General features: G+C 58.5%; 25 protein-coding genes. 13 read left to right on the plus strand and 12 right to left on the minus strand.

Annotated elements, in window-relative coordinates; all coding sequences use genetic code 11:
* Positions 1–2: 2 nt before the first annotated feature.
* Positions 3–1022 carry a phage major capsid protein, P2 family gene (locus tag J3P84_RS10100; protein WP_434629876.1) on the minus strand — a complete coding sequence of 340 codons (1020 nt, stop codon included), beginning with the start codon at positions 1020–1022 and terminating at the stop codon, positions 3–5.
* A 43-nt stretch (positions 1023–1065) separates the two neighbouring features.
* Positions 1066–1896, minus strand: a complete 831-nt coding sequence (locus J3P84_RS10105) for a GPO family capsid scaffolding protein (RefSeq protein ID WP_434629879.1) — start codon at positions 1894–1896, stop codon at positions 1066–1068.
* 167 nt (positions 1897–2063) lie between these two features.
* Here J3P84_RS10105 and J3P84_RS10110 point away from each other — a divergent pair, with 167 nt between their 5' ends.
* Both J3P84_RS10110 and J3P84_RS10115 read left to right on the plus strand, forming a co-directional pair.
* On the plus strand, positions 2064–3824 hold the full coding sequence (locus J3P84_RS10110) for a terminase ATPase subunit family protein (RefSeq protein WP_434631262.1): 1761 nt from the start codon (positions 2064–2066) through the stop codon (positions 3822–3824).
* The gene (locus J3P84_RS10115) at positions 3821–4840 is read left to right on the plus strand and encodes a phage portal protein (RefSeq protein ID WP_434629881.1); all 1020 of its coding nucleotides are present in this window, start codon (positions 3821–3823) and stop codon (positions 4838–4840) included. The genes J3P84_RS10110 and J3P84_RS10115 overlap by 4 nt, the downstream gene beginning before the upstream one ends.
* A 16-nt stretch (positions 4841–4856) precedes the next feature.
* On the opposite strand, the gene J3P84_RS10120 is transcribed toward J3P84_RS10115, so the two are convergent.
* Together J3P84_RS10120 and J3P84_RS10125 are read right to left on the minus strand one after the other, a co-directional pair.
* Positions 4857–5594 carry a hypothetical protein gene (locus tag J3P84_RS10120; protein ID WP_434629884.1) on the minus strand — a complete coding sequence of 246 codons (738 nt, stop codon included), beginning with the start codon at positions 5592–5594 and terminating at the stop codon, positions 4857–4859.
* A gap of 100 nt (positions 5595–5694) precedes the next feature.
* A complete protein-coding gene (locus J3P84_RS10125) occupies positions 5695–6147 on the minus strand; it encodes a hypothetical protein (protein ID WP_434629887.1) in 453 nt (150 codons plus the stop codon).
* A 244-nt stretch (positions 6148–6391) separates the two neighbouring features.
* On the opposite strand from J3P84_RS10125, the gene J3P84_RS10130 reads away from it, so the two are divergent.
* From J3P84_RS10130 to J3P84_RS10145, 4 genes are all read left to right on the plus strand, one after another.
* Positions 6392–6817 carry a LexA family protein gene (locus J3P84_RS10130; RefSeq protein WP_434629889.1) on the plus strand — a complete coding sequence of 142 codons (426 nt, stop codon included), beginning with the start codon at positions 6392–6394 and terminating at the stop codon, positions 6815–6817.
* Entirely contained in the window at positions 6810–8087 is a 1278-nt protein-coding gene (gene umuC / locus J3P84_RS10135; protein WP_434629890.1) for a translesion error-prone DNA polymerase V subunit UmuC, read from the plus strand. The genes J3P84_RS10130 and umuC overlap by 8 nt, the downstream gene beginning before the upstream one ends.
* 1072 nt (positions 8088–9159) lie before the next feature.
* Positions 9160–9435 carry a BrnT family toxin gene (locus J3P84_RS10140; protein WP_434629893.1) on the plus strand — a complete coding sequence of 92 codons (276 nt, stop codon included), beginning with the start codon at positions 9160–9162 and terminating at the stop codon, positions 9433–9435.
* On the plus strand, positions 9413–9721 hold the full coding sequence (locus J3P84_RS10145) for a BrnA antitoxin family protein (protein WP_434629895.1): 309 nt from the start codon (positions 9413–9415) through the stop codon (positions 9719–9721). The genes J3P84_RS10140 and J3P84_RS10145 overlap by 23 nt, the downstream gene beginning before the upstream one ends.
* Positions 9722–10354: 633 nt before the next feature.
* Here the strand turns inward: J3P84_RS10145 and J3P84_RS10150 are convergent.
* The 3 genes from J3P84_RS10150 to J3P84_RS10160 all read right to left on the minus strand — a co-directional run bounded on the left by J3P84_RS10150 (position 10355) and on the right by J3P84_RS10160 (position 11808).
* Positions 10355–10573 carry a hypothetical protein gene (locus tag J3P84_RS10150; protein WP_434629898.1) on the minus strand — a complete coding sequence of 73 codons (219 nt, stop codon included), beginning with the start codon at positions 10571–10573 and terminating at the stop codon, positions 10355–10357.
* Between the two features lie 465 nt (positions 10574–11038).
* Complete coding sequence (locus J3P84_RS10155; protein WP_434629900.1) at positions 11039–11638, minus strand: putative adenosine monophosphate-protein transferase Fic; 600 nt, start codon at positions 11636–11638, stop codon at positions 11039–11041.
* Positions 11638–11808 (minus strand): YhfG family protein, encoded by a 171-nt coding sequence (locus tag J3P84_RS10160; protein ID WP_434601288.1) that lies wholly within the window; start codon positions 11806–11808, stop codon positions 11638–11640. The genes J3P84_RS10155 and J3P84_RS10160 overlap by 1 nt, the downstream gene beginning before the upstream one ends.
* 170 nt (positions 11809–11978) lie before the next feature.
* On the opposite strand from J3P84_RS10160, the gene J3P84_RS10165 reads away from it, so the two are divergent.
* Together J3P84_RS10165 and J3P84_RS10170 are read left to right on the plus strand one after the other, a co-directional pair.
* Positions 11979–13199 (plus strand): putative DNA modification/repair radical SAM protein, encoded by a 1221-nt coding sequence (locus tag J3P84_RS10165; RefSeq protein ID WP_305500041.1) that lies wholly within the window; start codon positions 11979–11981, stop codon positions 13197–13199.
* Positions 13196–14047: a TIGR03915 family putative DNA repair protein gene (locus J3P84_RS10170; protein ID WP_434629904.1), complete on the plus strand. Its 852-nt coding sequence runs from the start codon at positions 13196–13198 to the stop codon at positions 14045–14047. The genes J3P84_RS10165 and J3P84_RS10170 overlap by 4 nt, the downstream gene beginning before the upstream one ends.
* Before the next feature lie 31 nt (positions 14048–14078).
* Here J3P84_RS10170 and J3P84_RS10175 read toward each other — a convergent pair whose 3' ends face one another.
* On the minus strand, positions 14079–14996 hold the full coding sequence (locus J3P84_RS10175) for an AraC family transcriptional regulator N-terminal domain-containing protein (protein ID WP_434573144.1): 918 nt from the start codon (positions 14994–14996) through the stop codon (positions 14079–14081).
* A 180-nt stretch (positions 14997–15176) separates the two neighbouring features.
* Between J3P84_RS10175 and J3P84_RS10180 the strand changes: the two genes are divergently transcribed.
* The 3 genes from J3P84_RS10180 (at position 15177) to J3P84_RS10190 (ending at position 18054) form a co-directional block, all read left to right on the plus strand.
* The gene (locus J3P84_RS10180; RefSeq protein ID WP_434629907.1) at positions 15177–16226 is read left to right on the plus strand and encodes an NAD(P)-dependent alcohol dehydrogenase; all 1050 of its coding nucleotides are present in this window, start codon (positions 15177–15179) and stop codon (positions 16224–16226) included.
* A 160-nt stretch (positions 16227–16386) separates the two neighbouring features.
* The gene (locus J3P84_RS10185) at positions 16387–17619 is read left to right on the plus strand and encodes an MFS transporter (protein ID WP_434629910.1); all 1233 of its coding nucleotides are present in this window, start codon (positions 16387–16389) and stop codon (positions 17617–17619) included.
* Positions 17620–17778: 159 nt separating this feature from the next.
* A complete protein-coding gene (locus J3P84_RS10190; protein ID WP_434629912.1) occupies positions 17779–18054 on the plus strand; it encodes a hypothetical protein in 276 nt (91 codons plus the stop codon).
* Positions 18055–18101: 47 nt separating this feature from the next.
* On the opposite strand, the gene J3P84_RS10195 is transcribed toward J3P84_RS10190, so the two are convergent.
* The 4 genes from J3P84_RS10195 to chrA all read right to left on the minus strand — a co-directional run bounded on the left by J3P84_RS10195 (position 18102) and on the right by chrA (position 21806).
* Positions 18102–18578: a hypothetical protein gene (locus tag J3P84_RS10195; protein ID WP_434629915.1), complete on the minus strand. Its 477-nt coding sequence runs from the start codon at positions 18576–18578 to the stop codon at positions 18102–18104.
* Between the two features lie 148 nt (positions 18579–18726).
* Complete coding sequence (locus tag J3P84_RS10200) at positions 18727–19014, minus strand: helix-turn-helix domain-containing protein (protein ID WP_434629918.1); 288 nt, start codon at positions 19012–19014, stop codon at positions 18727–18729.
* 127 nt (positions 19015–19141) lie between these two features.
* Positions 19142–20293, minus strand: coding sequence for a mechanosensitive ion channel family protein (locus J3P84_RS10205; protein WP_434629921.1), 1152 nt, complete (start codon positions 20291–20293; stop codon positions 19142–19144).
* Positions 20294–20447: 154 nt separating this feature from the next.
* A complete protein-coding gene (chrA, locus tag J3P84_RS10210) occupies positions 20448–21806 on the minus strand; it encodes a chromate efflux transporter (RefSeq protein ID WP_434629924.1) in 1359 nt (452 codons plus the stop codon).
* Between the two features lie 261 nt (positions 21807–22067).
* Here chrA and J3P84_RS10215 point away from each other — a divergent pair, with 261 nt between their 5' ends.
* Together J3P84_RS10215 and J3P84_RS10220 are read left to right on the plus strand one after the other, a co-directional pair.
* The gene (locus tag J3P84_RS10215; protein ID WP_434629927.1) at positions 22068–23639 is read left to right on the plus strand and encodes a diguanylate cyclase; all 1572 of its coding nucleotides are present in this window, start codon (positions 22068–22070) and stop codon (positions 23637–23639) included.
* 199 nt (positions 23640–23838) lie between these two features.
* A complete protein-coding gene (locus tag J3P84_RS10220) occupies positions 23839–26415 on the plus strand; it encodes a bifunctional diguanylate cyclase/phosphodiesterase (protein WP_434629929.1) in 2577 nt (858 codons plus the stop codon).
* Positions 26416–26477: the final 62 nt, after the last annotated feature.

Genomic DNA, 26477 nt, shown 5'->3' on the forward strand with positions numbered 1-26477 from the left:
GATCAGGCCCCCTCAAGCTCGATGTTTTCGATCAGGCAGCCGAGGCCGTAATCCTCGACGACATACGCGTCGTTGCTGGACTCGTAGTTTTCGATGCGGTTTTTTTCTGGTGCTTCTTTGACATAGCGACGTCTACCGCCGATCTGCCAATAGATAGCCAGGTTCGCCAGGGTGGTGACCAACGCCGCGCCGTCAGGCACATACGGCACTTCGACCGGTTGCTTCCCGCCCATGCGTTTCTGCGAAAGGATCATGTCGGTTGCCAATTTTTCGGAGGCTGGCTGTTCCTTGTTGATCAAGGGGAAATATTTGTCGTGCACCAGGTTGCTACCGAGGATGACAACGATCCCCGGATCTTTGCGGTGCCAGGGGTCGAGGAGGTTAGCGACGGCATCGAACACCAGGGCGTCTAGGTTGTTGTAGTCGGCCTCTGCACCGGTGCCAATGACGATCTTCCCGGCAGCCTTACCATCTTTGAGGACACGCGCAGGTGCGTTGAGGCGGTACTGTTCCAGCCAGCCGATATTGACGTCTTGCAACAGAGGGTTGGCCTGGCGGTCGGTAGTGGCGGCAGCGCTGACGCCGTTGAAGCCGATCATGATGCGGTCGAGGGCCTGGCGCTTGAGGATTGCGTCGCGCAGGCGCGCCTGGAAGTCCGGGAATTTCGCCCAGGCATCAAGCTGCGCGTAGCGAATCGCGGTATCAAAGTCGGTTTGCTTGGCTTCGTAGCCCTTCTTGTCCAGCGACGATACGTCGCGAGGCTGGCGCACACCATTGCCAGTGGTGTCGGTGCGGCCGGCGATGGTGCTGCTGACGCCCAGGCCGACTTTTTCACCTTTCAGTTCATCAACTCCGATGATGCCGATCTGACCGAGGAAGTCACTGGACTCCTGCATGCGGGTTTCCAGCGTCTGCTGAACCGTCGGGTCAACCGCAAAGGTGGCGGCGGTCGAGGACACGCCGTTGAGACGAGCTACTTGTGACAGGTAGGTGTTGAAATGTTCGCGAGTGTCGTTGCGCATGAATATCGTCCTTCGTTTGTTCGGGGCTGTGGGTGGCCGGCTGTCAGCAGTCGGTCATGACCTGTTTGTCGCCACCGGTAACCGGAGGGCGCGTCTTTTGGTTGTGGTCTTGGGTGGTGGAGAGCTTGGCTTTCAGCTCCGTGAGTTCCGTGCTGATCTGGTCGAGCTGGGTTTTTAGCCCCGCCGAGAATTTCTTTTCGGCGGCCAGTTGGTCGGGTAGATCCTTGACGTGTTCGGCGATGGCTTCGACGGCTTCGCCGATCTGAGCAAACTCGGTGTCGTCCTTGGCCTGCTTGCCGGTCAGCAGCGCTTGCACCTTGTTGAACAACTGGGCGCCGATGCTGGGCTTCTCTTCGATTTCCTCGAACTTCAACTCGGTTTCCACCGCCTCGGTAAACATCGACGTTGCCGAGTAGTGGCGATCCTTGAAGGGGCTGGCGTCAGGTTTCTGGGCAGAGAAGGCCAGGACGTCGGTGCCCAGGCTGGCGGGCGAGTCAGTGACCGCCAGGCCGACGATGTAGGCTTCGCCGGTGTCGGCAAAGCTGTCGTCGATTTCGATGGAGGTGTAGATCTTCTGTTTCGCCTTGTTCATGGCGATCAGCTCAGGGGTGGGCTCAACCTGGGCGAACAGGGCCAGTTTTTTCTGGCCGTTGATGTCCACCTCTTCGGTTTTCACTGCCAGGACATCGCCGTAGGCCTTGAACGGGCTATCGGGCAACAGGCTGCGGAAATGCTCCAGCCAAATACGGGCGCCGTAGGTGGACGGGTTGAAGTTCTTGGCGGCCTGTTCCAGCCAGCTGCGTTTGATGGTGCGCTTGTCCGAAGTAGCGCCCTCGACGGCGACGCGGAACCAGTTGCTGCGAAACTTCTTCATGCCGGGAATCCTCAGTGCGTGGGGCGCCTGCTGGGTTGAGCAGTGCGTTGCAATGAGGGGCATGGTCGTCACGGGCGCGAGCGGCGGCAACGAGGCGGGACTGTAGGCGGGGAGGGTACAAGGGGCGGCGCTATTGAGTCGTCGCCATGGGCGGCAGCATCTCGGCCATGACGACGACCTGCCTGCTGCCTATCGATCCCCGACGCCAATCCAAGTTCCTGTACTGGATGGGTTGGCGCATCTGCGAGATTGCCGAGGCTACGGGTGAAAAGGAAAAAACGCTACACAGCTGGAAGGCCCGCGACGAGTGGGACCGGGCCGACAACGTCGAGCGCATCGGCGGCGCCCTGGAAGCGCGCTTGGTGCAGTTGATCCTCAAGGACAACAAGACCGGCGGCGATTTCAAGGAGATCGATCTGCTGCATCGGCAGCTTGAGCGCCAGGCGCGCATTCAGCGTTTCCAGGGCGGCGGCACCGAAACCGACCTCAACCCGAACCTCGCCAAACGCAACGAGGGGCCGAAGAAAAAGTCGCCGAAGAACGACATCAGCGAAGACCAGATCGAGCTGCTGCGCGAGGCGTTCATCGACGGCTGTTTCGACTACCAGAAAGATTGGTACCGGGCGGGTAACCAGCGCACCCGCGTCATCCTCAAAAGCCGCCAGATCGGCGCCACGTACTACTTCGCTCGCGAGGCGTTCATCGACGCCCTGGACACCGGCCGCAACCAAATTTTCCTGTCGGCTTCGAAGAACCAGGCCTATCTGTTCCGGGGCTACATCCAGGCCTTTGCCCGGGAAACCATCGGCGTCGAGCTGACCGGTGACCCGATTGTGCTGCCCAACGGCGCCGAGCTGTTTTTCCTCGGGACCAACGCCCGCACCGCCCAGGGCTATCACGGCAATTTCTACTTCGACGAATTCTTCTGGACGTTCAAGTTCGAGGAGTTGAACAAGGTCGCCTCGGGCATGGCGATGCACAAGAAGTGGCGAAAAACGTATTTCTCCACGCCGTCGAGCATGGCCCACGAGGCTTATACCTTCTGGACCGGTGAGCGTTTCAACAAGGGCAAACCTGCCGCGCAGCACACCAAAGTGGACGTGACCCACGGCGCGCTTCAGCAGGGCCGGTTTTGTGAGGATCGGTTGTGGCGACAGATCGTCACCATCCTCGACGCCGAGCGGGGCGGGTGCGATCTGTTCGACATCGAAGAGTTGCGCCGTGAGTACAGCCCCGAGGCCTTCGCCAACCTGCTGATGTGCGAGTTCGTCGATGACGGCGCGAGCATCTTCCCGCTATCGGTGTTGCAGTCCTGCATGGTCGATAGCTGGGTGGAGTGGGCCGAGGACTACAAACCTTTCGCCATGCGTCCGTTTGGCGACCGTCAGGTGTGGGTCGGCTACGACCCGGCCGAGACGGGCGATTGTTCCGGCCTTGTGGTCGTCGCGCCGCCCCTGGTACCCGGCGGCAAATTCCGCGTGCTCGAGCGCCACCAATTTCGCGGCATGGACTTCGCCGCCCAGGCCGCCGCCATCAAGGGCGTGTGCGACCGTTACTGGGTCACCTACATCGGTATCGACGTCACCGGCCTGGGTAGCGGCGTTGCCCAGCTGGTGCGCCAGTTCTTCCCGGCTGTGACTACTTTCAGCTACTCGCCCGAGGTGAAAACCCGCTTGGTGCTGAAGGCCTACGACGTGATCCACAAGGGCCGGCTGGAGTTCGATGCCGGCTGGACCGACATGGCCCAGTCGCTCATGGCAATTCGCAAAACCATCACCGCCGGCGGTCGCCAGTTCACCTACACCGCCGGCCGCAACGACAACACCGGCCATGCCGACCTGGCCTGGGCACTCTTCCACGCATTGCACAACGAACCGCTCGAAGGGCAGACCACTGCCAATACCGGGCGTATGGAGATTTTCTCATGACCGAACAACTCGCCAGCCAGACACATTTGCCGGCCACCATTGACGCCGCCAGTGCGGGGACCCAGGTGTTCAGCTTTGGGGAGCCGACGCCAGTGCTGGGTGGGCGGGAGGTGTTCGATTACTTGGAATGCTGGTTCAACGGGCGGTGGTATGAGCCGCCGTTGTCGCTTAACGGCCTGGCCCGGTCGGTGGGGGCTAGCGTGCATTTGCATTCGGGGTTGATGTTCAAGCGCAACCTGTTGAGCAAGACCTTTATCCCGCATCCGATGCTGTCCCGGGCGGCTTTTGAACAATTCGCCCTGGACTTCCTGTGCCTGGGCAATGGCTATCTGGAAAAGCGCCGTTCGGTGCTGGGCAGCACCAGGCAATTGGTGCCGTCGTTGGCGAAGTACATGCGGGTAGGGCCGGAGGGGCAGTTCTACCAGGTGCAGGGCTGGAAGAACGAGCACGCGTTTGAGCTAGGCAGCATCTTCCACTTGCGCGAGGCGGATTTGCACCAAGAAATTTATGGGCTGCCGGAGTGGATCAGTGCCTTGCAGTCAGCACTTCTCAACGAGTCGGCGACGCTGTTCCGGCGCAAGTATTACGAGAACGGCAGTCACGCCGGTTTCATCCTGTACATGACCGACGCGGCCCAGACCGAGGCGGACATCGATGCCTTGCGCAAGGCGTTGAAGGAGTCCAAGGGGCCGGGGAATTTTCGCAACCTGTTTGTCTACTCACCCACGGGCAAGAAGGATGGGATTCAGCTCATCCCTGTAAGCGAGGTAGCGGCCAAAGACGAATTCAACTCTATCAAGAACCAGACCCGTGATGACGTGCTGGCGAGCCTGCGCATTCCGCCACAACTGATGGGCATTGTGCCGCAAAATGCGGGTGGGTTTGGATCTATTCGAGAGGCGGCTCAGATCTTCGCCTTGAACGAATTAGAGCCTATACAGGCTAGGATGACCCAGGTAAATGAATGGCTTGGCGACGAAGTTTTTCGGTTCAGGGTATATGATTCGGTTCAATGATGGCAGAGCACCTTAATTAGTCGGATTGTCGGGATGATGACGGCATAAACTGGATTGTAAAATTCCCCAAATTTTCTCGGAGCAAAAAAGTTCTTTTGGTTTTTTCTAAGTTGGATATTAAATATTTGTCTCCGACCTTTGCAATTAGCCTTTTAGATGGGGCGATGTTGCTAATGTAACCATCGCTCAGTTGTGGAAAGGTTCTATCCATATTTTCGATATCGTAACGCGCGGATGCGCTTCCGAACATGTACGCTGCTCCGAAAATGCTAAAGGAACACGCTAGCAGATACGCAACCGAACCTTTCAGTCCTTCTTTGTTTGGAGATCTTAAGATATACAATGTGTCAGCCGCATAAGAGCCAAATATAACGCTTATCCAAAAGGCTATAATCCACAATATTACGTTAACGGTCATAAATTCTAGGGAGTGGTTTGCAACTAAAGCTATAGCGAGGATGGAGCCTGGAACAAACAAGTAAAATTTAAGGATCTTGATGTACTTAATTGAATCAAGCAATAAGTTCAGAGTTAATATAAACCCCAGTAGAATGGCGAGCGCTGTAGGAAGTGCGTATGATAGCGTTTCTTGGAAGGTTAAAAATTTATAAGCCCAGCCGCATTGTAATTCCGTAAAGTAGCCTTTTGCATAATTACTGCCCAAGAGGTAAGCCAAAGGGATTAGAATGGTTGCTGATTGTGCTAATTCAGAAATTATACCCGGCCCTTGGGATTGATAATTTTGGTTTTGCATACGGCATTCCGCTTCCTTGGTTTGTTGAGAATTTTAACCAATTGCATTAAATGATGCGATGGTTGTTGCGCTATTTTCTATCCGATAATGCGCTAAGATCTTACGGGTTGTTGTTCTTGTCTAGAGTTGGTTCAAGTGTTAATGCTAGGTCTATTAAGTTGATCCAGTATTTTAGCTGTAAGGAGCTAGCATCATAAGCAGGCAGGGAGTTAGTTTGGTCAGGATCGGAGATAAAACCGCCACCATCTAATACGAATTTTTTTATTGTGCGTGTGGAGTTGTCTAAAAGAAGTTCGAAAAATATTGCGTACCCACGAATGCTTTCCCCGGTGACTTGTGGGAGAAGTTCTACGCCAAATTTGCGGCCGTACGCGTTAATATCTAAATGCTGCTTGTTTTCATCTCTTGTAATTGTAATGCCTTTAACGCCGGCTCCCTCCAAATTGTCGAGATGCTCACAAAATGCATCAAAGTCGCGTCGGACTCTTTCCCAGCGGTTCCCAAATGCGATGTAATTTTGCACAGCCTTGTTTACATCTGCGTACTTAGACATTAAGAGCTCCTTTCTGAGTGAAAGGCGACTTTGCCTGTGATTTCCGCATTTGCAAAGGGCCAATGCGCATGAATGGTGGTGTGAGCTTGATCAGCCTGGACGTCGTTCCTTCGTACAGGTGAGACAAGCGGATTTGGGGGGGGGCGTCTCCCTCCGCCTGTCAGATTTTTTCCTATACAAATTGACCAGAAAACTTGTACAAAGTTAACTGTATGTCCGTACAGTATTTCGGATGTCGTGCGTCATGACCTTTTCAATTCTTGGTCCTATTGCTACGGGTGGCTTGAAGCTGCCTTTGTGTTCGTTTCGAGTGCCTGCCGGCTTTCCATCTCCGGCAGCGGACCACATCGAAGCGCACATCTCATTGGATGAGGTTCTGAACATTCGCGCCCCGCATGTCTATCTGGTCTCAATCGCTGGGGAGAGCATGCAGGGCGCCGGTATTTTTGAAGGCGATCTCGCTGTGGTGGACCGCGCTTTGGAGCCTGCGCACGGTCATATCGTCGTAGCGCTGCTGAACAACGAGCCCGTATGCAAGCGGCTTTGCATTCGCGGCAGGGAGGTGATTCTCCTGTCGGAGAACCCAAAGTATCCACCGAGGTACGTGCTTGAGGGCGACGAACTGGTGATCTGGGGCGTCATTACATGCAGCGTGCGCAGCCATGTCTAAACCCCAGCCAGTTTTCGCTCTGATCGACTGCAACAGCTTCTATGCCAGTTGCGAGCGCGTGTTTCGACCCGACCTGGCCCGCGTGCCCATTGTGGTGCTGAGCAACAACGACGGCTGCGTGATCGCCCGCAGTTACGACGCCAAGCCCTATGTGAAGATGGGCGAACCGTATTTCCAGATCAAGCACAAGCTGCACAAGCACGGCATCGTCCCGTTCTCGTCGAATTACGCGCTCTACGGCGACATGAGCGAGCGGGTCATGACACTCATTGAATCAATGGTGCCTGCCGTCGAGGTCTACAGCATCGACGAAGCTTTTGCCGACATGACCGGCATCGACGGGCGGGAGGCCCTCGGGCGGAAGATCCGCAGCCAAGTGCTGCGCTGCACCGGCATACCGGTCGGGGTGGGGATCGCCCACACCAAAACTCTGGCAAAGCTGGCAAACCACACCGCCAAACGGCTCCAGGTGGAAACCGGCGGTGTGGTCGATATCTGCGACCCGTTCAAGCGTGACTGGGTTCTGCGCAACACCGACGTGTCCGAGGTCTGGGGCGTCGGTCGCAAGATGAAACTTCACCTGGACGCCATGGGCATCAAGACCGCAATGGACCTGGCGAAGGCCGACCCGTGGACGCTACGCAAGAAGTTCAGCGTGGTGATCGAGAAGACTGCCCGCGAGTTGGCCGGCACGCCGTGCCTGGAGCTGGACGAGCCGGACCCACCGAAGCAGGAAATCTGCTGTAGTCGGATGTTCGGGAACCGGCTTACGGACCTGGCACCCATCAAGGAAGCGGTGGCTACCTACATGATGCGTGCTTCGGAAAAGCTCAGGGCGCAGCAGTCGCTGTGCAAGAAGATCCGCGTCAGCATCCGCACTGGCATGTTCAACCCGGAGGAGGCGAAGTACGCCAATGGTGTGCTGATCGACATGCCGTACCCCACTGATGATGTGCGGCTGCTGACCAAGGCAGCAGTGGACGCGCTCGATCGCGTGTTTCGGCCGGGCTTCAAGTACAGCAAGGCTGAGGTGTTGTTGATGAACCTATGTCAACAGGGGGAGTACACCGACGACCTGTTTGCCACCTCCCAACCAGCCGACGCCACGAAGTTGATGGCGGTGCTGGACCAGATCAACGGGCGATGGGGTAGAGGGACACTCCGATCAGCCAGCGTGCCCGTCAACCCTGACTGGGGCATGCGGCGGGAGATGATGAGCCAGAGTTACACGACCAGGCTGGACCAGCTGTGGCAAGTGTCCTGTCGATGACCCGCTGACCCATGAGCCGCCCGCCGAGGCGGCTTTTTTTTGCCCCGAAATAGTGCGCCAGCGGCGGGCCGTGGCGTGCTTCAAACCTGGCGCGCGCCGTCGTCCCCCCACCTCGCCTGCGGGCTAAATAGGTCTTTTTTTCTGCACGCCTGCGGTTTGCTCTAAACGAGCCAGGCTGGGGGGCATCTGGCGATTCTGAGGGGCGTAGAAACCTGCGGATCCCTGCACGTCGAAGGGATTTGCTCAGTCACTTCGACACGCGTTTGGCTTGGGGGAGGGGGCGGTGTGGAAAAAGAGTAATTTCAGTAATCAGTGGTGGTGGATGGCCTGTAGCCCACGTATTCCGTGGCTCTGCTGATTACAAAGAGGAGTAACAAAGAGGTAACTGAAAAAGTAACAGCCTCTCAAGCTATTGATTTTAAAGGGTTTTCAAATCGGCTCGAATTACATGAAATAAGAGTAATCAGATTACTTCAATATTACTTAAATGTTACCTTTTCCAGTTTTCAAAAAAGCCTTTAATTTCAAGGGCTTGATCTTAGTTTTTCAGCGGTGTTACTCATGTTACTCTTTTTTTTGCCCCCCTAAATATTTCGATTCTCTCGGCCCCAGACGTGTAGGCGCGCACGTACGACTGGCATTTGTCGAGTAGATAATTTGCGGTGGACTGGATTGCTGGGGCGATGCTGCGGATTGGAGCGACAGGCACTGCCGCAAGGGACGTTACGCCCTGGCAGCATGGTGAGTTTCGAAGTAGTGGTGGTACGAAAATGGTACGCGAGTTTTTATGGTTCGCTGAAAGCCACGTATTACGAGGCCTTCAGGATCAGCCGTTCCAATCCATCATGGGGGCAACGGAAAAGCGGCGGGACAGCGGAGCAGGTTGTAGGGGCATTGGAAATCTGAGTCATCGGGGCGAATGAGGCGCAGTTTATCAGGGTTGCTTGTCGGGTACTTGGCGGGTTCTCGAGCCTCGCCACTCGATCTTCGGTGACATCCAGTCGGATCACATGCTCGGTTAGGGTTCGACGCGCACCTTGTGTTGATAAATTATTGTGGATACGATAATTGCATGCAGATTACTTATGACCCAGCCAAAGATGCTCGCAACGTGGAAGAACGTGGACTCCCGTTTGCCCTCGTGCGGGACTTTGAATGGTCTACCGCATTGATCCTGGAAGATGATCGATTCGACTACGGTGAGTGTCGTTATCGGGCGATGGGATACATAGGGGATCGGCTGCATGTCGTAGTGTTTACACCACGGAGTGACGCGGTCCACGTCATCAGCTTTCGTAAAGCCAACAAACGGGAGGTCAAAAATTATGACCAAGAAACCCAGTCCTGAGAAGGTCGACACGGCAAACCCCGAATGGTCGACCGAGGACTTTGCCAAGGCCAAACCCGCCAGCGAGGCGCTTGTGGGGTTGTTTGGTGGAGCTCAGGCAAAGGAAATGCTCAAGCCGAAGCGTGGCCGGCCAAAGTCGGCAGCCACTAAAGAGCACGTCAATGTTCGTTTCGATGCCGACGTGCTGGAGAGATTCAGAGCTTCAGGGCCGGGCTGGCAAACAAGGATGAACGCCGCCTTGGCCGATTGGCTTAAGACGCATAAGCCAGAAGAACTGAAGGCTTAGTCGCTAAAATATCTTTCCAAAAAAATTAGCCGCCGATGAGGCGGCTTTTTGAGGGCTGCTGATTGGATTTGTGTCGGTAGCTGTATAAATGATCCGTCCCCTTTTTCCAAAACAGAAACTTGGACTCATTTTCGATGGCTCGGTGTGAAGCGACACCGTCGGCCATGCCGCTAACGTTCCCCAAGGCTCATATCAGCGTGTACGCCTTGTCAAAATCACTGAAAGCCTGTTCGACTTTGTAGCGAAGCATCAACGATGCAGAAAGCTTAACCATCGCTTCGAAAAGCACGTGCCCTGATTTAATCTCACATTGACCAACGCATCGCCCACCATATCCGCCGGGCTCATATGCCTAGACAGTATAGAAAACACCACGAGAGTCTCGATTTAAACCTGCAGTGAGATGCGTTAGATGGCTTTCTCCGTTTGAACCGTCAGGAAGCGTAAATTCTAAGACATCATCAAAAGGAATGAACATAGCTGAAGCGGACATTACAAACAGACTTGCGATGTCTAGCGCTTCCTCAACTGATTTAAGCTCTGGGAGTCCATATTCATGCTCAAGAATATTCCGCATTTTGACCACTTTACGCAAAAGGCTCGGCGCCAGTAAGCCAAGCGCTCTCAATCGCCTTATCTTTGGTCAAGCTGACAGACAATTGCGCGCTTCACATTAGTTGTTGCATTGATAAGGGCCGACAGGCCGCCTCGTTCAAAATCGTCTTCCGCTAAGCTCAAGAATTCCACAGGCGAGGTTTTGAGCTTCACCAATACGAAGCTCCCACCACCTAACGCGACTGCACATTTGCTCATATCGAATCCATGAGCGAGGCAAAACTCTTTGATATCCATTTTCTTAACCCAGCTTGTCGTTTAGGGCAATGACCAGATGTCAATTCATATCTGCACTTGAGCGCAAACTGAGATGCATATGTTTGATGATTGGGTTCAGCTATGAAAAGGCGTCGTCGTTGCAACCGACGCGGGACTCTCAACGTATGGGTCGGGTAGATCTCGTACCAATTTCAGTACCAATCGTTGCGTTTCGGCGAAAGAAATCAGGTAACCCTGAGCTCACCCCCTCCCAATTTCATTACCTCTCGCTACCAAGCGGAACCCACCCTACATAGCGGTGTGATTCTCGGCCAGCGCCGCACGGTTGTAAACGCGCCAAGCTGTGGTTGCTAGATATTTGCACCAGGAACGATGAAGAAAGCGGCGCTAAGCAAGCGGAGCGGAGTGTAAAGACATTGGGAATTTGAATCAGAAGGGCGGATCGGCGCAGTTTATCAGTGATGAAGTGCAACTGTCCGCGGCTCAGGTCTGAATCATTTCCCCAATGCACTTCTCAAAAACCGCCTCCATGGGGCCCAGCACACAGTTATAAGCCGCGATATTGGCGTCGATCCATTCGTCTTTATCGATCCCCCACCAACTGATCTCGAATCCGGCATTCATGATGAGGTGTTCGAACAGGATGCGCTGGGCGCGGCCGTTGCCTTCGCGGAATGGGTGGATGATGTTGATATCGGAATAGGCATCCGCCACGGCGATGATCAGTTCAGTTCTGCTCAGTCCCTCGAACCAGTTCGACGCCGTCAGGTTGGCGAATATCTTGTTGGCTTCCTTTTCCATGTATTCAGGTTGGCAAAAACGCGTGGCTTGCTTGGCCATGCCAACGGTCCGCAGCGCTCCGGCCCATTCGAACAAATCCGAGAACAGCGCTCGATGAATATCCTGCAGATAAGCCAGGTTGTAGGGAGGAGGGTTGAATTCGACGTTGCCCGCGGCGATGGCCGAGAGCTGTTGTTCGGCTTCGCTCAAGGTCTGTTCATCGCGGATATCGAGTTTATTGCGCAGGACCGTGGAGCCCGGGTAACAATAGGCGTCTTCGCCGACGCCGTATTTGTCGGGCATCAGGCTCGAGTCTTGGTGAAGGTCTTCAAGACTTCCTCACGGGAAGGCAGCTTGTCTTCGCTGTCTTGCGCAGACACCTTGAACCCTTCCAGGCGCAGGCTGGCCGCGTAGTTGGACCGGCGAGTCCTGGCCGCGTAGGCCTTTTTTGTTTCCAGGCTGACAGTGCCCATCGGGGTGGACCTCGAATCGCGTTGGTTGGCGAATTATAGCCCATCGCCCCGGCAAGGCCTATGTCGCGGTCCGGATCAGTCGGTCCATCGGCAAACGGATTGACCAACGGGACTTGCATATCGGCGCATCTCCAAATACTGTTCATGCATCCAGTATTCGGGAATTCTCCATGCAGCTCATCGCCAAGCTCGGCATTCTTGCAGACGCCGCCAAATATGACGCGTCGTGTGCCAGCAGTGGGGCGCCCAAGCGCAGTTCGCGTGGTCGCGATGGGCTTGGGGCCACCGATGGCATGGGGATCTGCCACAGTTACACGCCGGATGGGCGCTGTGTCTCGCTGCTCAAGGTGTTGCTGACCAATTTCTGTCTGTACGACTGCCAGTATTGCGTCAACCGTCGTTCCAGCAACGTGCCGAGGGCGCGCTTTACGCCGGAGGAAGTGGTGCGGTTGACGCTGGATTTCTATCGTCGCAATTGTATCAGCGGGCTGTTCCTGAGTTCCGGCATCATTCGCTCGGCCGACTACACCATGGAGCAACTGGTTCGCGTGGCGCGCTTGCTGCGCGAGGAGCATCAATTCCGAGGCTACATTCACCTCAAGACCATTCCCGATGCCGATCCGCTATTGATCGAGGAGGCGGGTCGGCTAGCGGATCGCCTGAGTGTGAACATCGAACTGTCCTCCGAGGTGAGCCTCAAGCGCCTCGCGCCGGAAAAGCAATTGACCACGATTCGTCAGGCCATGGGCACCATCCATGACGGTCAGCAGGCGGTGGCTGGCGAGCCGCGGGCGCCGCGCTTTGCGCCGGCCGGGCAGAGCACCCAGGTGATCGTGGGAGCGGATGCTACCGACGACCATGCCATCCTGAGCAACGCCGAGTCGCTCTACCAGGGCTATGGTTTGCGGCGGGTCTACTATTCCGCCTTCAGTCCGATTCCCGACAGCCCAGCCAGTGTGCCGCTCGCCGCGCCGCCGTTACTGCGTGAGCATCGGCTGTATCAAGCCGACTTCCTGATGCGTGGCTACGGCTACAAGGCAGGCGAACTGTTGAACACGTCCAGCAACCTGGACCTGGACATCGACCCGAAACTGGCCTGGGCGCTGGCTAATCGCGATGTGTTTCCACTTGACCTCAACCGTGCCGAGCCGGCGCTGCTGGCGCGCATTCCCGGGATCGGCCTGCGTAGCGTGCAGCGCCTGGTGACGCTGCGCAGGGAGCGGCGGATTCGGTATGACGATCTGGTGCAGTTGCGCTGCGTGCTGGAAAAGGCCCGCCCGTTCATTGTGACCAGCGATTACCGGCCCGCTGACGCGCAAACGCGCAGCGGCTTGCTGCGGGCACGTTTGCGCGATCCGCAAAGGCCTGTGCAAATGGGGCTGTGGGGATGATCGCGCTGGATTGCGATGACGATTTCGCCATCTGGCGCGACCAAGCCCGGACGTTGCTTGGTCACGGAATAGACCCCTGTGACGTGACTTGGGCCCAGGGGCCCATCGCCGATCTGTTGGCAATGCCGACGCCCTTGCCGCAAGGCCCGGGTCCGTTCCGCACTCGCGTCCCGGCAGCGTTGTTGAGCCAGTTGCAACAGGCCAGTCGTTATCACGGCGGACAGCGCTGGAACCTGTTGTACGAAGTGCTCTGGCGCGTAGCCCATGGCGACCGCACCGCCATGCTCGCGGGCGATCGCCTGGGCAGCGAGTTGCAACGGCGCATCAAGCAGGTCAGTCGCGAGGCTCATCACTTGCACGCCTTCGTGCGCTTCATCCCCTTGCCGCCAGCCGTGGCAGAACAATTGCAGTTGGACCTGGTGGCGTTCCACCAGCCGGCGCACGACATCCTCGAAAGCGCGAGCGGTCATTTTGCCGAGCGGCTCGGTCGGCAACGCTGGCTGATTGCAACGCCTCGCGACGGTATTCGTTTCGACGGCCAATCGCTGGATTACCAGCGCCACTGCCCCGCGCAATGGCAACAATGGGCCCGCCACGCCGAAGACCCCGGCGCCGAGTTGTGGCGCACCTATTACAGGCACATCTTCAACCCGGCGAGGCTCAACCCGACCGCGTTGCGCCAGCACATGCCCGGGCGGTTCTGGAAGCATTTGCCTGAGGGGGAATTGATTCCTCAACTGGTGGGGCAGGCGCGGCAGGGGAAGCAGAGGGATGGGCAGGCGTTGGAGGTGGGGGAGAAGATGGGTAAGCGGATTGTCGTAGGCGCTGCGGTAGGGGCACAGGGATAAGACAGCGCCCACGATGGCTCCGGCACAGTAGTCAGATACCCTTGCTCGCACTTGCCGGCCTGCGCAACGCCGCAATGTCCCGCTTGGGCGACGCACCGAACAGGCGGGCGTATTCGCGGCTGAACTGCGAGGGGCTTTCGTAACCCACTCGGTAGGCGGCGTTGGCCACGTCCAGGTGTTCGTTGAGCATCAGCCGTTTTGCTTCGTTCAGCCGCAGCCACTTCTGATATTGCAGGGGGCTCATCGCCGTGAGCTGGCGGAAGTGATGGTGAAAGGTCGGGGCGCTCATCTGCACCCGCGCCGCCAGGTCATCCACGCGGATTGGCGCGGCGTAGTTCAACTTCAGCCAGTCGATGGCCTTGGCGATCCGGTAGCCCTGGCTGTCGACGGACGCGATCTGGCGCAGCCGCGCCGCCTGGTCGCTCATCAGTAATCGGTAATGGATCTCGCGCTGGATCAGCGGCGCCAGGATGGGGATCGCCTCGGGTTCATCCAGCAATGCCAGCAGGCGTACGAACGGCGCCAGGAAGTCCGCTGTGCTGGTGCCGATTCCCGCACCAATCCCGACTGGGCGCTCAAGACGCGGCGCCAGCCCGCCTTGGGCGACCAGATCGGCAACCATGCGCAAATCCAGCCGCAACACCAAGCCCAGGCATGGCTGTTCCGGGCTTGCGACCATCACTTCGGAATTTGCCGGCATATCCAGTGAAGTCATCAGGAATCGCCCGGTGTCGTACCCATACGCCTGGCCACCAATCCAGACCTGCTTCATCCCCTGGGCGACGAGGACGATGCTCGGTTCGATCATGCAGGTCGCGGGCGGGGCAGGGGCGTCGCGCCGGAAGAGGCAGAGGCCAGGCATCGACGTTTCGACGTCTCCCGATTCTGTGGTCCGGGGAGCGATGAGGTCCGCGAGCATCTTTTGCGGCGATTTGCCGTGGCTGGTCATGTCGATTGTCTGTCGGGGTGATAGTTATAGGCAGAACCTTAACTCGCCAAGCGAAGCGCTGCCTACGGCAAATAGGCAGGCTCACAGGATCGGGCAAGAACTTCAGCGAAATGTTCTACCGGCGAATGGCGCCGGTCCCTGAAACTGCCAGTCGAATTCAACTCAACAAGGAGTCATCTCATGCGTGTACAAGCCTACGGCGCCCACGCGGGCGACAAACCCCTTGAACCGATGCAAATCAATCGCCGCGCACCCGGCGCGCACGACGTGCAGATCGACATCGCCTTTTGTGGGATCTGCCACTCGGACCTGCACCAGGTGCGCGCCGAGTGGGCAGGCACTCAGTTCCCTTGCGTCCCTGGCCACGAAATCGTCGGCCGCGTGTCGGCGGTGGGCGCCCATGTTTCCGCGTTCAAGACCGGTGATCTGGTCGGCGTCGGCTGCATTGTCGACAGCTGCAAGCACTGCGAGGACTGCGAAAGCGGCCTGGAAAACTACTGCGACGGCATGATCGGTACCTACAACTTCCCGACGCCGGACGAACCGGGCTGGACCCTGGGTGGCTACTCGCAGAACATCGTGGTGCATGAGCGTTATGTGCTGCGCATCCGTCACCCCGAAGAGCAATTGGCCGCCGTCGCGCCACTGCTTTGTGCAGGCATCACCACCTATTCGCCATTGCGTCACTGGAACGCCGGGCCGGGCAAGAAAGTCGGCGTGGTCGGGATCGGTGGCCTGGGGCACATGGGCATCAAGCTCGCTCACGCGATGGGCGCACACGTCGTGGCGTTTACCACTTCGGAATCCAAGCGCGAGGCCGCCCGGCAGTTGGGCGCCGATGAAGTCATCGTGTCGCGCAATGCTGATGAAATGGCCGCCCACGCCAAGAGCTTCGACTTCATCCTCAACACCGTGGCGGCGCCCCACGACCTCGACGTTTTCCTGGTATTGCTCAAGCGCGACGGCGCGATGACCCTGGTGGGCGCTCCGGCGACGCCTCATTCGTCGCCCAATGTCTTCAACTTGATCCTGAAGCGTCGAACCATTGCCGGCTCGATGATCGGTGGGATTGCCGAAACTCAGGAAATGCTGGATTTCTGCGCTGAGCACGGCATCGTTGCCGAGATCGAGCTGGTTCGTGCCGATCAGATCAACGCGTCCTACGAGCGGATGCTCAAGGGCGACGTCAAGTATCGCTTCGTGATCGACAACGCTACGTTGGCCGGTTGAATGTAAGTCTCAAAGCGTTCAGGCCCGATTGATGCGGGAGCGGGCCTGCTCGCGATCGCGGTGTTCCAGTCGCCTGTGCGCGGATTGCGCCGCCGTCATCGCGAACGAGCTCGCTCGCCCAAGGGTTTCTAACCCTTCCATAAATTTCAGGTTGTTACCCATGACCCATACTTTATCGCCCACCCCGCGGGGTAAGCCTGCGTGGGGCGCGGTGCTTGCCATGTCGTTGGCTGCCTTCGCGCTGGTCGCCTCGGAATTCATGCCGGTCAGCCTGCTGACACCGGTAGCGGCGGACCTTCATGTCAGCGAAGGGCAGGCCGGCCAAGGCATCGCCGTCTCCGGCGCCTTCGCCCTGGTCACCAGCCTGTTCGTCGCCTCGATTGCCGCCCGGGTCGACCGCAAATGGCTGCTCTCGGCATTGACACTGCTGATGATAGTTTCCGGCACAGTGGCTGCGCTGGCCCCCGACTACGTGACGTTCATGGTCGGCCGCGCCTTGATCGGCGTTGCGATTGGCGGCTTCTGGTCGCTGTCGGCGGCTACGGCCATGCGCCTGGTGCCGGAGGACAAAGTCCCCCGCGCATTGGCCATCGTCAACGGCGGCAATGCCTTGGCGACGGTAGTCGCTGCGCCATTGGGCAGCTTCCTGGGCGCAATCATCGGTTGGCGTGGCGCGTTCTTCTGCACCGTCCCCGTCGCCGCGCTCGCCCTGGCGTGGTTGCTGTTGAGCCTGCCCTCGCTGCCCTCGCGGGTGAAGCAGGACAGCGGCAATCCTTTCAAACTGATGACCCAGGCACCGGTTGCGTTGGGCATGCTGGCCGTCAGCACGTTCTTCATGGGCCAGTTCATGTTGTTCACCTATCTGCGTCCCTTCCTCGAAACGGTGACGCAGGTGAGCGTGTCGCTGTTGTCGTTCATGTTGTTGGTGATTGGCCTGGCCGGTTTGCTCGGAACCTTCCTGATCGGTTCGTTCTTGAGGAGCGGCCTGTATCGGACCCTCATCGTCATCCCGTTGTTGATGGCTGCAATCGCTCTTGCGCTGGTTGCGTTCGGCGGGTCAGCGGTCATGACCGCGGTGCTGCTGGGCGTCTGGGGGCTGGTGGCAACGGCGGCGCCGGTTGGCTGGTGGACCTGGCTGGCCAGGACGTTGCCGGAAAATGCCGAGGCCGGCGGCGGATTGATGGTGGCGATCGTCCAGCTCGCCATTGCGTCTGGTGCCACGGTGGGTGGCGTCCTGTTCGACCTGAGCGGTTATCGGGCGACGTTTGAAACCAGCGCGGCCGTGTTGGTCGTTGCGGCGGTGCTGACCATGCTGGCGGCCCGTGCCGCGGCTCGCAAGTCTTCGCAAGCGTCGAGCGACGCGACATATGGCGCGGTGCGGGAGTCAACCTGATCGAAACCAATGCAGGCTTCGTTGATCCATAAGCAGGGGAAAAAATCCCTGATGCTATCGGGCAACCGAAGCTGGACGAGACCGTTGGGCGCCTGCAGTTTGGTGGCATATTGATATCTTGGTAAGCTTCAAGCTCGTTACCTACCGAGTTGGTTAGTTGTGTCTACTGAAAGAATTTCCCAATTGGAGCAGGCGCTCCTGGCGGTCATTGCGGCCGCGGGCAAGATGGGCGTCAGTTGTGATGAACTTTGCGCGCAGGCTGTGGGCGGGCTGGTGTCCGAGCGCTACTGGAGCTGGGCGGATGCCCAGCACGCTCAAGGCGCAGCTGACCAGATCGATAACGCCTTGGCAGTCCTGGTCGGCCGGTATACGGCTACGCCTGGCAATCCCGTGCAAAGCGGGCCCGATGCAGCATTTGAATCGGCTGCCGGCTGATCCTCCTGTCTTCAGAAATGGGCGACTCGATAGGTCGCCCATTTGCTTTAAAGCCCCAACCCTTCTTCGATGATCAAGAGAAGAGCATCTTCATCCAGCGCTACGGGTTCGGTGTGTTGCCCGGCCGGCCGCAGCTGCCAAAGTGATTCGCCATGTTTGCCCACGGTGCGCAGGATGCAATGCTTCACGCCTTGCATATGGATTTCGATGCATCCCTCTGCGCTGGTGGAGAAGCGGGCGATCGGATCGAGCGAGATGCGCCGGTGGTTGCCCTCGATCACCAATTGGTCAATGGCGTAGTTGTACGTCGAACCGCTGGAGTGGCGCTCGAAGACGTGGGTCGGATTGCGCCGGATAACCAGGCCCGCCTCACACACCGGCGCGAGCCACGTTTCGATCTGACGGTACAAGTCATAGACCTGGCCGGGCCAGTATTCGATGGCCAGGTCGGCGCAGTTGTCGATGTCGGCTGGGGTTCGTTGGGCCTGCCTCAGCTTCGCCGCGAGTTCGTCTGCCTTGCTCATGTCGATTCCCTGTCGTGGTGATAGGTTGAGCGTAGCTGATGGAGTGGGGGCTCAGTTGCGCTGGGTCATGGCGCGGTTTCGTTTTGCGCAGCGAGCTGATTTCGGGCGTTTCGCAGCCATATGCGAGTATCCTTTCGAATCTGGTGACCTATATGGCGAGGGCATTGATGACGTGTTCAGGGTCGTTATGAATGGCGCGCAACAGAGCTTTCGCGGGACCGGTTGGCTCGCGCCGCCCTTGCTTCCAATTGCGTAGCGTGCCCAACTGAACGTCGATCAATGCTGCAAACTTGGCTTGGGTCAGGCCGGTGGCTTTTCGTATCTCCTTCACCTGCAGCGCATCGACGATGAATTCCCGGGACGGCTGACGCTCTCCTCGGACAATCTCATCCATCTGTTGCACGCTTTCCATCAGCTCATCGAAAAATCTGCTCATGGTTATCTCCATTGCTCGACGATCATTTTCAACGCCTTGCGTTGATCACCGGCGGACAATGCTATAGGACGCAGCTCCCCTATTCATCTGGTGAGTTGTAACGGCAATCTCCAACGTCTGCGTGGACTCAGTGTTGCGCCCGAAACGAGGGAGCGCTTTGCGTGGGGGGCCTCTCGTTGCCTCTGCTGGCCATCCGCTCCACCGCATCCGGCAACGAAGCCACATGCACCGCGCGCGACGGCATGGCGAAGCGCACGCCGATCGTGGCGAACTCTTCCATCATGCCCAGGTTGATCGCCTGCTGGATGTCCATGTAGACGTTGTAGCTGGGGTCCAGCACGATATAGACCGTTTCGAACTCCAGTGCGCTTTCGCCGAAACCGCGAAAATGCGCGCGGTCGAAGCGGGTTTTTTCCTGGGCCTTGATGATCTTTTCGACGATGACCGGCACTTGCCGCAGTTGTTCTGTCGAGCATTCCTGGGGCAGGGCGAATTCGAAGACGATCCGGCGCTCCTGGAGGCGTTTGTAGTTCTGGATGGTGGTGCTGATCATGCCGGCGTTCGCCATGACGATTTGCTCGCCACCCAGGCTGCGGATTCGCGTGGTCTTCAGGCCGACATGTTCCACGGTCCCGGCCAGGGAGCCGACGACGATGAAGTCGCCGACTTCGAAAGGTTTGTCCACGGCAATCGACAGCGAAGCGAACAGGTCCCCGAGGATATTCTGCACCGCGAGCGCCACGGCGATGCCGCCCACGCCGAGGCTGGCAACGAACGCCGTGATGTTCACGCCCAGGTTGGAAAGCATCGCCAGGAGCACCACCGCCCAGAGAAATACTTTCGCACCCCACAGGCTCAGGGTGGCCAAGGCGCTTTTCTGATGAATGTCGGAGTGGCTGTGGCGGGCGAAATAATGCATCAACGCCAGGGCGATCGCTCGGTTTGCCCATAATCCCACTTGCAGGGCCGCCACCACGAACCAGAGGCTGCTGACTCGACTCAGCCAGCGTTCCGGCAAGTCCAGTACGCCAACGCCGATCAGGATCGAGGCCAGCAATAACAAGGTATTGCTGGTACTGGACAGTACTTCGACGGCGATGTGGCTGACATAAGCGTCGGGTTTTTGTGCCCGGGCACGCACGTTTTTCAATAGAAAACCGACGCCAGCCCTGGCGATGATGAAGCTCACCGTCATCACGCTCAGTGCCAGCAGCCAATTGGCGATGGAAATGCCCAGTACCTGGGTGTCGGTAAAAATATCGAGGGAGCTTGAGTCCATGGATGGATCACCTGTGCCATTTCTGTTCAGGTTGTGCCCTGGCCGCACCGGCCGGGCCATGAACTTGGTTAGTTCGCAGGTGGCAGAGGCCCGTTCAATTTTCTTGCCGTCAGCGGCCCCGGCATGGGCCGCTGATCTGACTCAAGCGCCTCTCTTAGCGCAGCAGATGCACCGCCAGCCCGGCCAGGCCGCAGGCCAGCAATACCTGGATGACGCCGCGTTTATAGCGGAACAATGCAATGAACGCCGCGACTGCAAGAATTGCCGATGGCCAGTCCAGTGCTGCGTGTAAGCCCTTGGGCCAGAGCACGTGATAACCAAAGAAGCAGGCGAGGTTGAGAATCACCCCCACCACCGCCGCGGTGATCGCTGTGAGCGGCGCGGTGAATTTCAACTCGTCATGGGTCGATTCCACCAGCGGACCGCCGGCCAGGATGAACAGGAACGAGGGCAGGAAGGTGAACCAGGTCACCAGCGTGGCCGCAACCGCGCCCGCCAGAAACGCCTGTTCGGGGCCGAACACCTGCGTCACGTAACCCCCGACGAAACCCACGAACGCGACTACCATGATCAGCGGTCCCGGAGTGGTTTCGCCCAGGGCCAGGCCGTCAATCATCTGGGTCGGTGTCAGCCAGCCGAAATGTCCGACGGCGCCTTGATACACGTAGGGCAGCACCGCATAGGCGCCGCCGAAAGTCAGCAGTGCCGCCTTGGTAAAGAACCAGGCCATCTGCGTCAAGGTTCCTTCCCAACCAAACATCGCGGTCAACAGGCCTATCGGCAGAATCCACAGCAGCGCCCCGACGATCAGCAGTCGGGCCAGGCGGGTGGCACTGAAACGAGCGTGTTCCGGGGTCGGTGTATCGTCATCGATCAGCGCCGGGCCGAACGACTTGTGCCTGGCATCGTGGCCGCCCAGGCTGAACTTTGCCGGTGCCCAGCGACCGCCGAAGTAACCGACGACCGCCGCCCCCAGTACGATTAGCGGGAAGGGTACGTTGAAGGCGAAGATCGCCGTAAACGACGCGGCGGCGATTGCCCACAGCCAGTTGTTCTTGAGCGCGCGCGCGCCTATCCGGTGCGCGGCATGCACGACGATCGCCGTCACGGCGGGCTTGATGCCATAAAAAATGCCGGCCACCACCGGCACTTCGCCAAAGGCGACGTATAGCCAGGATAATGTGATGAGAATGAACAGCGAGGGCAGGACAAACAACGCCCCGGCGATTACTCCGCCCCAGGTTCGATGCATCAGCCAGCCCAGGTACGTCGCCAGTTGCTGGGCCTCGGGGCCGGGCAGCAGCATGCAGTAGTTCAAGGCGTGGAGGAAGCGACGCTCGGAGATCCAGCGCCGACGCTCCACCAATTCCTGGTGCATGATCGAGATCTGGCCCGCCGGTCCGCCGAAGCTGATGAAACCCAGTTTCAGCCAGAACCAGAAGGCCTCTCGCAGGCTGACGGTCGACGGTCTGGTCTGTACCTGTTCTACAGTGCTCGGGTTCGGAGTGCTCATGGTCCGCGGGGCCTTGATATAAAGGCCACCTACGTTATGGGGCGAGACACGTTTTAGATAGCCCCCGGTAAGGTTCGCGTGTAAAAAAACGCGCCAAGGGGCGGCAGAATTGCCAGATGATGAGGGGGATTTTGGATCCACTGCGCCATCCATCGACTACGCCCCACTGGCAAATTGCCGGCCTCCAAGCGGTACGCTAAGCTCACGAATATTGGGGGCTTTGAGCGTTTTGCTCATGCTTTGCCCTCTTCAGGAATTCGCTTGCCTATCCCCATCAACGATCCGCTCCATGCGCCCGGCGGCACCCTCAAGCGCCTGCCATTGCTCAAGGCTGCGGTGGCGTTTATTGCGGCGGTTTGCCTGTGCCTCTGCGGTTTGCTCTATCTGCAACTGGAGCAATCTCGTCGTCACGACCTGGAGTCGGCGCGGATTGCTTCGGCCAACCTTACCCGTGCCATGGCCCAGCAGGCCCAGGATACTTTCCTGCAGGCCGATCTCGTGCTCGGCAGCCTGGCAGACGGGATCCAGATCGATGGCTACGGCCCGGCCGTGCGCGCGCGCCTGCAACAGACATTCGCCCGGCGCGTGTTATCTCTGGAACAACTGCATGGCCTGTTTCTGTTCGACAAGAGCGGCCAGTGGATCATCACCTCGTTTGAAAAGCTGCACCGGGGATCCGGTATCGCGGATCGCGAGTATTTCCAGTTTCACCAGGAGAATGCCTCGCTCGTCGCCCATATCGGCCCGGCGATCCGCAGCCGGCAGAACGGCGAATGGATCATCCCCGTTTCCCGTCGGCTGAATGACCGCAAAGGCAATTTCCAGGGCGTGCTGATGGCCGGGATCAAAATGTCGTATTTCGACCAGTTCCTGAGGAGTTTCAATCTCGATGACCAAGGCGAGATGGCCCTGGCGTTGTCCGATGGGACTTTGCTGGCGCGCCGGCCCTTCGACGAGGCGCTGATTGGTGCGTCCATGGCGCGGCATCATATTTTCCAGCACGATCCGGTGGTGGGGGCTTCCGGCGATGAGATGATCCGCTCCGACACCGATAATATCGTCAGGCTCTATGGCCATCGGCATCTGCAAGCCTACCCACTGGTGGTCGTTGCCGCGATGTCCGAGTCAGCGATCCTGGCGGGCTGGTATGACCGGGCGGTGCAATCGAGCCTGATCGTGGCCTTGGTGGTGCTGGGTATCTGTCTGTTTGGCTGGGTTTTCGTGCATCAGGTGCGTAACAGCGAGCGGATTGAAGCGGACCTGCGCAAGGCCCAGCAAGCGCTGGAGCTGATCGCCACTCATGACAGCCTGACCGGGCTGGCGAATCGCCGGCTGTTCGAGCGGGCCCTGGGCATCGAGTTCGGCCGAGGCGCCCGCCAGCGCAGCCCCCTGAGCCTGATCATGCTCGACATCGATTTTTTCAAGCGCTACAACGATACCTACGGGCATGTCGCGGGTGATCATTGCCTGGCGGAGGTCGCGAAAGTGCTCAAGGACTGCTGTCATCGCAAGGCCGACCTGGCGGTGCGTTTTGGTGGCGAAGAGTTTGCTGTCCTGCTGCCCGATACCAACCTGCACGGCGCCATGGCATTGGCCGAACAGATCCGCCGCCGCGTCATCGACAGGCAGATTACCCATTCGGCTGCCCCCTCCGGCTACCTGACGGTGAGCCTGGGTTGCCATGCCTTCGTGCCCAGCAGCCTGGACAGTACGGAAGTCTTCATCCAGCGAGCCGATGCGGCGCTGTATCAGGCCAAACACAGCGGTCGCAACTGTGTCGCGGCGTTGTCCAGGGAAGACGCGTTCGATGCGCTGGAGCGTTCCGATCGCTGAGATTCGTCGGAATCATCGGTGGCGGATCAAGGTCCATTGTTCAACGCACAGGCGACGCGTAGCCCTTTTCGTCAAACTCTGTAGGCTCGCCAACTGACGCGGCAGCGGCTGCTAAGGTTAAGAAAACCCAAGGGTCAAACGCAGTTCATGCAGTGAAGTTTGCACGGCGAAGCCAACGCCGAAGGACAGGAGCAGGTCAATGGACACCGCTGCCGATATCCCCCCTGACGTCACGCGTCACACGCCGATTACCCGTCGCCTGGTGGTGGCGGTCGGCGTGCTGTTCGTAATGGGTGTCCTGATGGCTGTCGCCGCGCTGTTCAACATTGCGCAAAAGCTGGACGCGGACGACGTGGGCAAGACCCACTTCTACATTGAGCGCGCGCTCGAGAATCGCATCACCGCGTCGAAAAACTACATGGCCAGTTACGCCTACTGGACCACCGGCTATGAGCGTCTTAACGGCGAGGTCGATGTGCAATGGGCCTATGCCGAACAGAACATCGGCAAGACCCTGTTCACCAACGATGAATACGAAGGGGTGTTCGTCATCGACCGTGAACGCACCAAATATGCGGTGGTGCGGGGACAAAATGTCCAGGCAGAGGCGACGGCCTACATCGATACACCGCTGAGGGACCTTGTCGATCAGCTCCAGGCGCAACCGGACCTGACCAGGCCCATGATCCGCTACACCTTGTTCGAAGGCTGGCCGGCCATCGTCACGGCTTCGGTGATCCTGCCCAACGACGAACGTCCTCAGGTCGAGGCCAAGGGGACGTCGGTGCTGCTTTTTGTCGACCAGCTGACGCCGGTCAAGCTTCGTAAGGTAGGCAAGAGCTACGGCCTGAACGAGTTGAACCTGGTGAAAGATACGGCGCTGGCGCCCGGTCAGCCAGCCGTACCGCTGGATAGCACCGGTTACAGCCTGGTATCCCGGCTGGAGCGGCCAGGCCACCAATTGTTGTGGTCCCTGGTTCCGCCATTGGGCGGGGCGTTGCTGATCCTGGCGTTGCTCACCGCTTATTTTTTCCGCTATGCCATGCGTACCGCTCGACAGGTGGACGCCAGCTACGACAGCCTGGAAACCTCAAAGCAGGCGCTCCAGGCGAGCGAAGAGCGCTTCCGTGCCGTGGCGGAGGCGGCGTCGGACTGGATATGGGAAATCGACAGCCAGCAGCGCATCACCTATCTGTCGGGGCGCTTCAACACCGTTACCGGTTTTTCCGATCAGCAATGGCTGGGACAGGACATCGAACAGTTGCTGTATTGCGACACCACGCCGATTGCCTTGTGGCTGGGCAAACTGGTCGAAGAACAGAATGCCAGCAACCTGCGGTGTTCCTACCGCGACCATTCCGGACAGTTGCGATTTTGTCGGGTATCGGCGCGGCCGATCTATGACAAGGCCTTGGTAACGGGCTATCGCGGCACCGCCAGCGACATCACCGATGAAGTTGCCGCCCACGCCCAGGTCCAGCATCTGTCGATGCACGATGCGCTGACCGGCCTGCCGAATCGCAACAAGTTGGCCCGGCACCTGGACGATGCATTGCTTGCCAAGGAGCATTCCGTACCGCTGGCCTTGCTGATGGTGGATCTGGATAACTTCAAGCCGATCAACGATTCGCTGGGCCACCCGGCCGGCGATGCGGTGCTGCTGGAAGTGGCCCAGCGCCTGCGCGACTGCACCCGAGAGCACGATCTGGTGGCGCGCCTGGGTGGGGATGAGTTCGTGGTGGTGCTCAGCGGAGTGGAGCACTCCACCGAAATCGACCGGTTTTGCGCACGGCTGATCGACAGCCTGCAGCAACCGATCCATTACGAGACCCATTCGTTGCACATTGGCGCCAGCATCGGCATTGCCGTAAGCCGGCGCCAAGGTTATCTGCCGGGCGAGTTGATCCGTTGCGCCGACATCGCCCTGTACCAGGCCAAATCCGAGGGCAAGAAGACCTGGTGCTACTTCGCCTCGCACATGAACGATCAGATCCAGCATCGTCGCCAGCTGGAAAGCGACCTTCGCCAGGCATTGAAGAAAAATGAATTCGTCCTGCATTTTCAGCCTCGCTATACCGTCGATGGCAAGACCATCGTCGCTGTCGAGGCGCTGGTTCGTTGGCAACATCCGACCCAGGGCTTGCTGGGCCCCGACGCGTTTATCCCGCTGGCCGAGCAAACCGACCTGATTGTCCCGCTTGGGCGTTGGGTGTTACGCGAGGCCTGCGAAACCGCGTTGACCTGGCCGGGCGAGCTGATGGTCTCGGTCAACCTCTCGCCTGCGCAATTCGAACGCAGCGATGTGGTCGAGGACGTGCGCCAGGTATTGATCGAAACCCACTTCCCGGCAAGTCGCCTGGAGCTGGAAATCACCGAAAACGTCATGCTGAACGACGTGGACGGTGCGCTCCAGGTCATGAATGCGCTCAAGGAACTGGGGGTGCGCCTGAACATGGACGATTTTGGTACCGGCTATTCGTCGCTCGGTTATTTGCGCACCTATCCGTTTGATGGCATCAAGATCGACAAGCGCTTCATCGCCTCCATGAGCAACAGCAGCAACGACCGCGCCGTGGTCCAGGCGATCATCAACCTGGGCAAGGCCATGGGCCTGACAGTCACCGCCGAAGGTGTCGAAACCCTGGCCCAACTGGGCACGCTGGGTTCGGATGAATGCCACGAGGTGCAAGGCTATTTTCTCAGCCGCCCCATCGACAAGCAGGCGTTCGCGCATCTGCTGGAAAGCGCTCCGCCCCTGTCGAAAACCGGTTCCTGAGCGGTTGTTGCAACCTCCGCGGCTTGTCATCGGTCACAGCTAGTACGTTGGTTTTTCGAGTT

It is taken from the genome of Pseudomonas sp. Z1-29, from assembly GCF_051131995.1.
Taxonomy (GTDB): Bacteria; Pseudomonadota; Gammaproteobacteria; order Pseudomonadales; family Pseudomonadaceae; genus Aquipseudomonas.

What these genes read in the sequence shown, in the direction of transcription:
- J3P84_RS10100 (WP_434629876.1), bottom strand. Translation starts at nt 1,022, where the DNA reads ATGCGCAACGACACTCGCGAACATTTCAACACCTACCTGTCACAAGTA.
- J3P84_RS10105 (WP_434629879.1), bottom strand. Translation starts at nt 1,896, where the DNA reads ATGAAGAAGTTTCGCAGCAACTGGTTCCGCGTCGCCGTCGAGGGCGCT.
- J3P84_RS10110 (WP_434631262.1), top strand. Translation starts at nt 2,064, where the DNA reads ATGACGACGACCTGCCTGCTGCCTATCGATCCCCGACGCCAATCCAAG.
- J3P84_RS10115 (WP_434629881.1), top strand. Translation starts at nt 3,821, where the DNA reads ATGACCGAACAACTCGCCAGCCAGACACATTTGCCGGCCACCATTGAC.
- J3P84_RS10120 (WP_434629884.1), bottom strand. Translation starts at nt 5,594, where the DNA reads ATGCAAAACCAAAATTATCAATCCCAAGGGCCGGGTATAATTTCTGAA.
- J3P84_RS10125 (WP_434629887.1), bottom strand. Translation starts at nt 6,147, where the DNA reads ATGTCTAAGTACGCAGATGTAAACAAGGCTGTGCAAAATTACATCGCA.
- J3P84_RS10130 (WP_434629889.1), top strand. Translation starts at nt 6,392, where the DNA reads ATGACCTTTTCAATTCTTGGTCCTATTGCTACGGGTGGCTTGAAGCTG.
- umuC (WP_434629890.1), top strand. Translation starts at nt 6,810, where the DNA reads ATGTCTAAACCCCAGCCAGTTTTCGCTCTGATCGACTGCAACAGCTTC.
- J3P84_RS10140 (WP_434629893.1), top strand. Translation starts at nt 9,160, where the DNA reads ATGCAGATTACTTATGACCCAGCCAAAGATGCTCGCAACGTGGAAGAA.
- J3P84_RS10145 (WP_434629895.1), top strand. Translation starts at nt 9,413, where the DNA reads ATGACCAAGAAACCCAGTCCTGAGAAGGTCGACACGGCAAACCCCGAA.
- J3P84_RS10150 (WP_434629898.1), bottom strand. Translation starts at nt 10,573, where the DNA reads ATGGATATCAAAGAGTTTTGCCTCGCTCATGGATTCGATATGAGCAAA.
- J3P84_RS10155 (WP_434629900.1), bottom strand. Translation starts at nt 11,638, where the DNA reads ATGCCCGACAAATACGGCGTCGGCGAAGACGCCTATTGTTACCCGGGC.
- J3P84_RS10160 (WP_434601288.1), bottom strand. Translation starts at nt 11,808, where the DNA reads ATGGGCACTGTCAGCCTGGAAACAAAAAAGGCCTACGCGGCCAGGACT.
- J3P84_RS10165 (WP_305500041.1), top strand. Translation starts at nt 11,979, where the DNA reads ATGCAGCTCATCGCCAAGCTCGGCATTCTTGCAGACGCCGCCAAATAT.
- J3P84_RS10170 (WP_434629904.1), top strand. Translation starts at nt 13,196, where the DNA reads ATGATCGCGCTGGATTGCGATGACGATTTCGCCATCTGGCGCGACCAA.
- J3P84_RS10175 (WP_434573144.1), bottom strand. Translation starts at nt 14,996, where the DNA reads ATGACCAGCCACGGCAAATCGCCGCAAAAGATGCTCGCGGACCTCATC.
- J3P84_RS10180 (WP_434629907.1), top strand. Translation starts at nt 15,177, where the DNA reads ATGCGTGTACAAGCCTACGGCGCCCACGCGGGCGACAAACCCCTTGAA.
- J3P84_RS10185 (WP_434629910.1), top strand. Translation starts at nt 16,387, where the DNA reads ATGACCCATACTTTATCGCCCACCCCGCGGGGTAAGCCTGCGTGGGGC.
- J3P84_RS10195 (WP_434629915.1), bottom strand. Translation starts at nt 18,578, where the DNA reads ATGAGCAAGGCAGACGAACTCGCGGCGAAGCTGAGGCAGGCCCAACGA.
- J3P84_RS10200 (WP_434629918.1), bottom strand. Translation starts at nt 19,014, where the DNA reads ATGAGCAGATTTTTCGATGAGCTGATGGAAAGCGTGCAACAGATGGAT.
- J3P84_RS10205 (WP_434629921.1), bottom strand. Translation starts at nt 20,293, where the DNA reads ATGGACTCAAGCTCCCTCGATATTTTTACCGACACCCAGGTACTGGGC.
- chrA (WP_434629924.1), bottom strand. Translation starts at nt 21,806, where the DNA reads ATGAGCACTCCGAACCCGAGCACTGTAGAACAGGTACAGACCAGACCG.
- J3P84_RS10220 (WP_434629929.1), top strand. Translation starts at nt 23,839, where the DNA reads ATGGACACCGCTGCCGATATCCCCCCTGACGTCACGCGTCACACGCCG.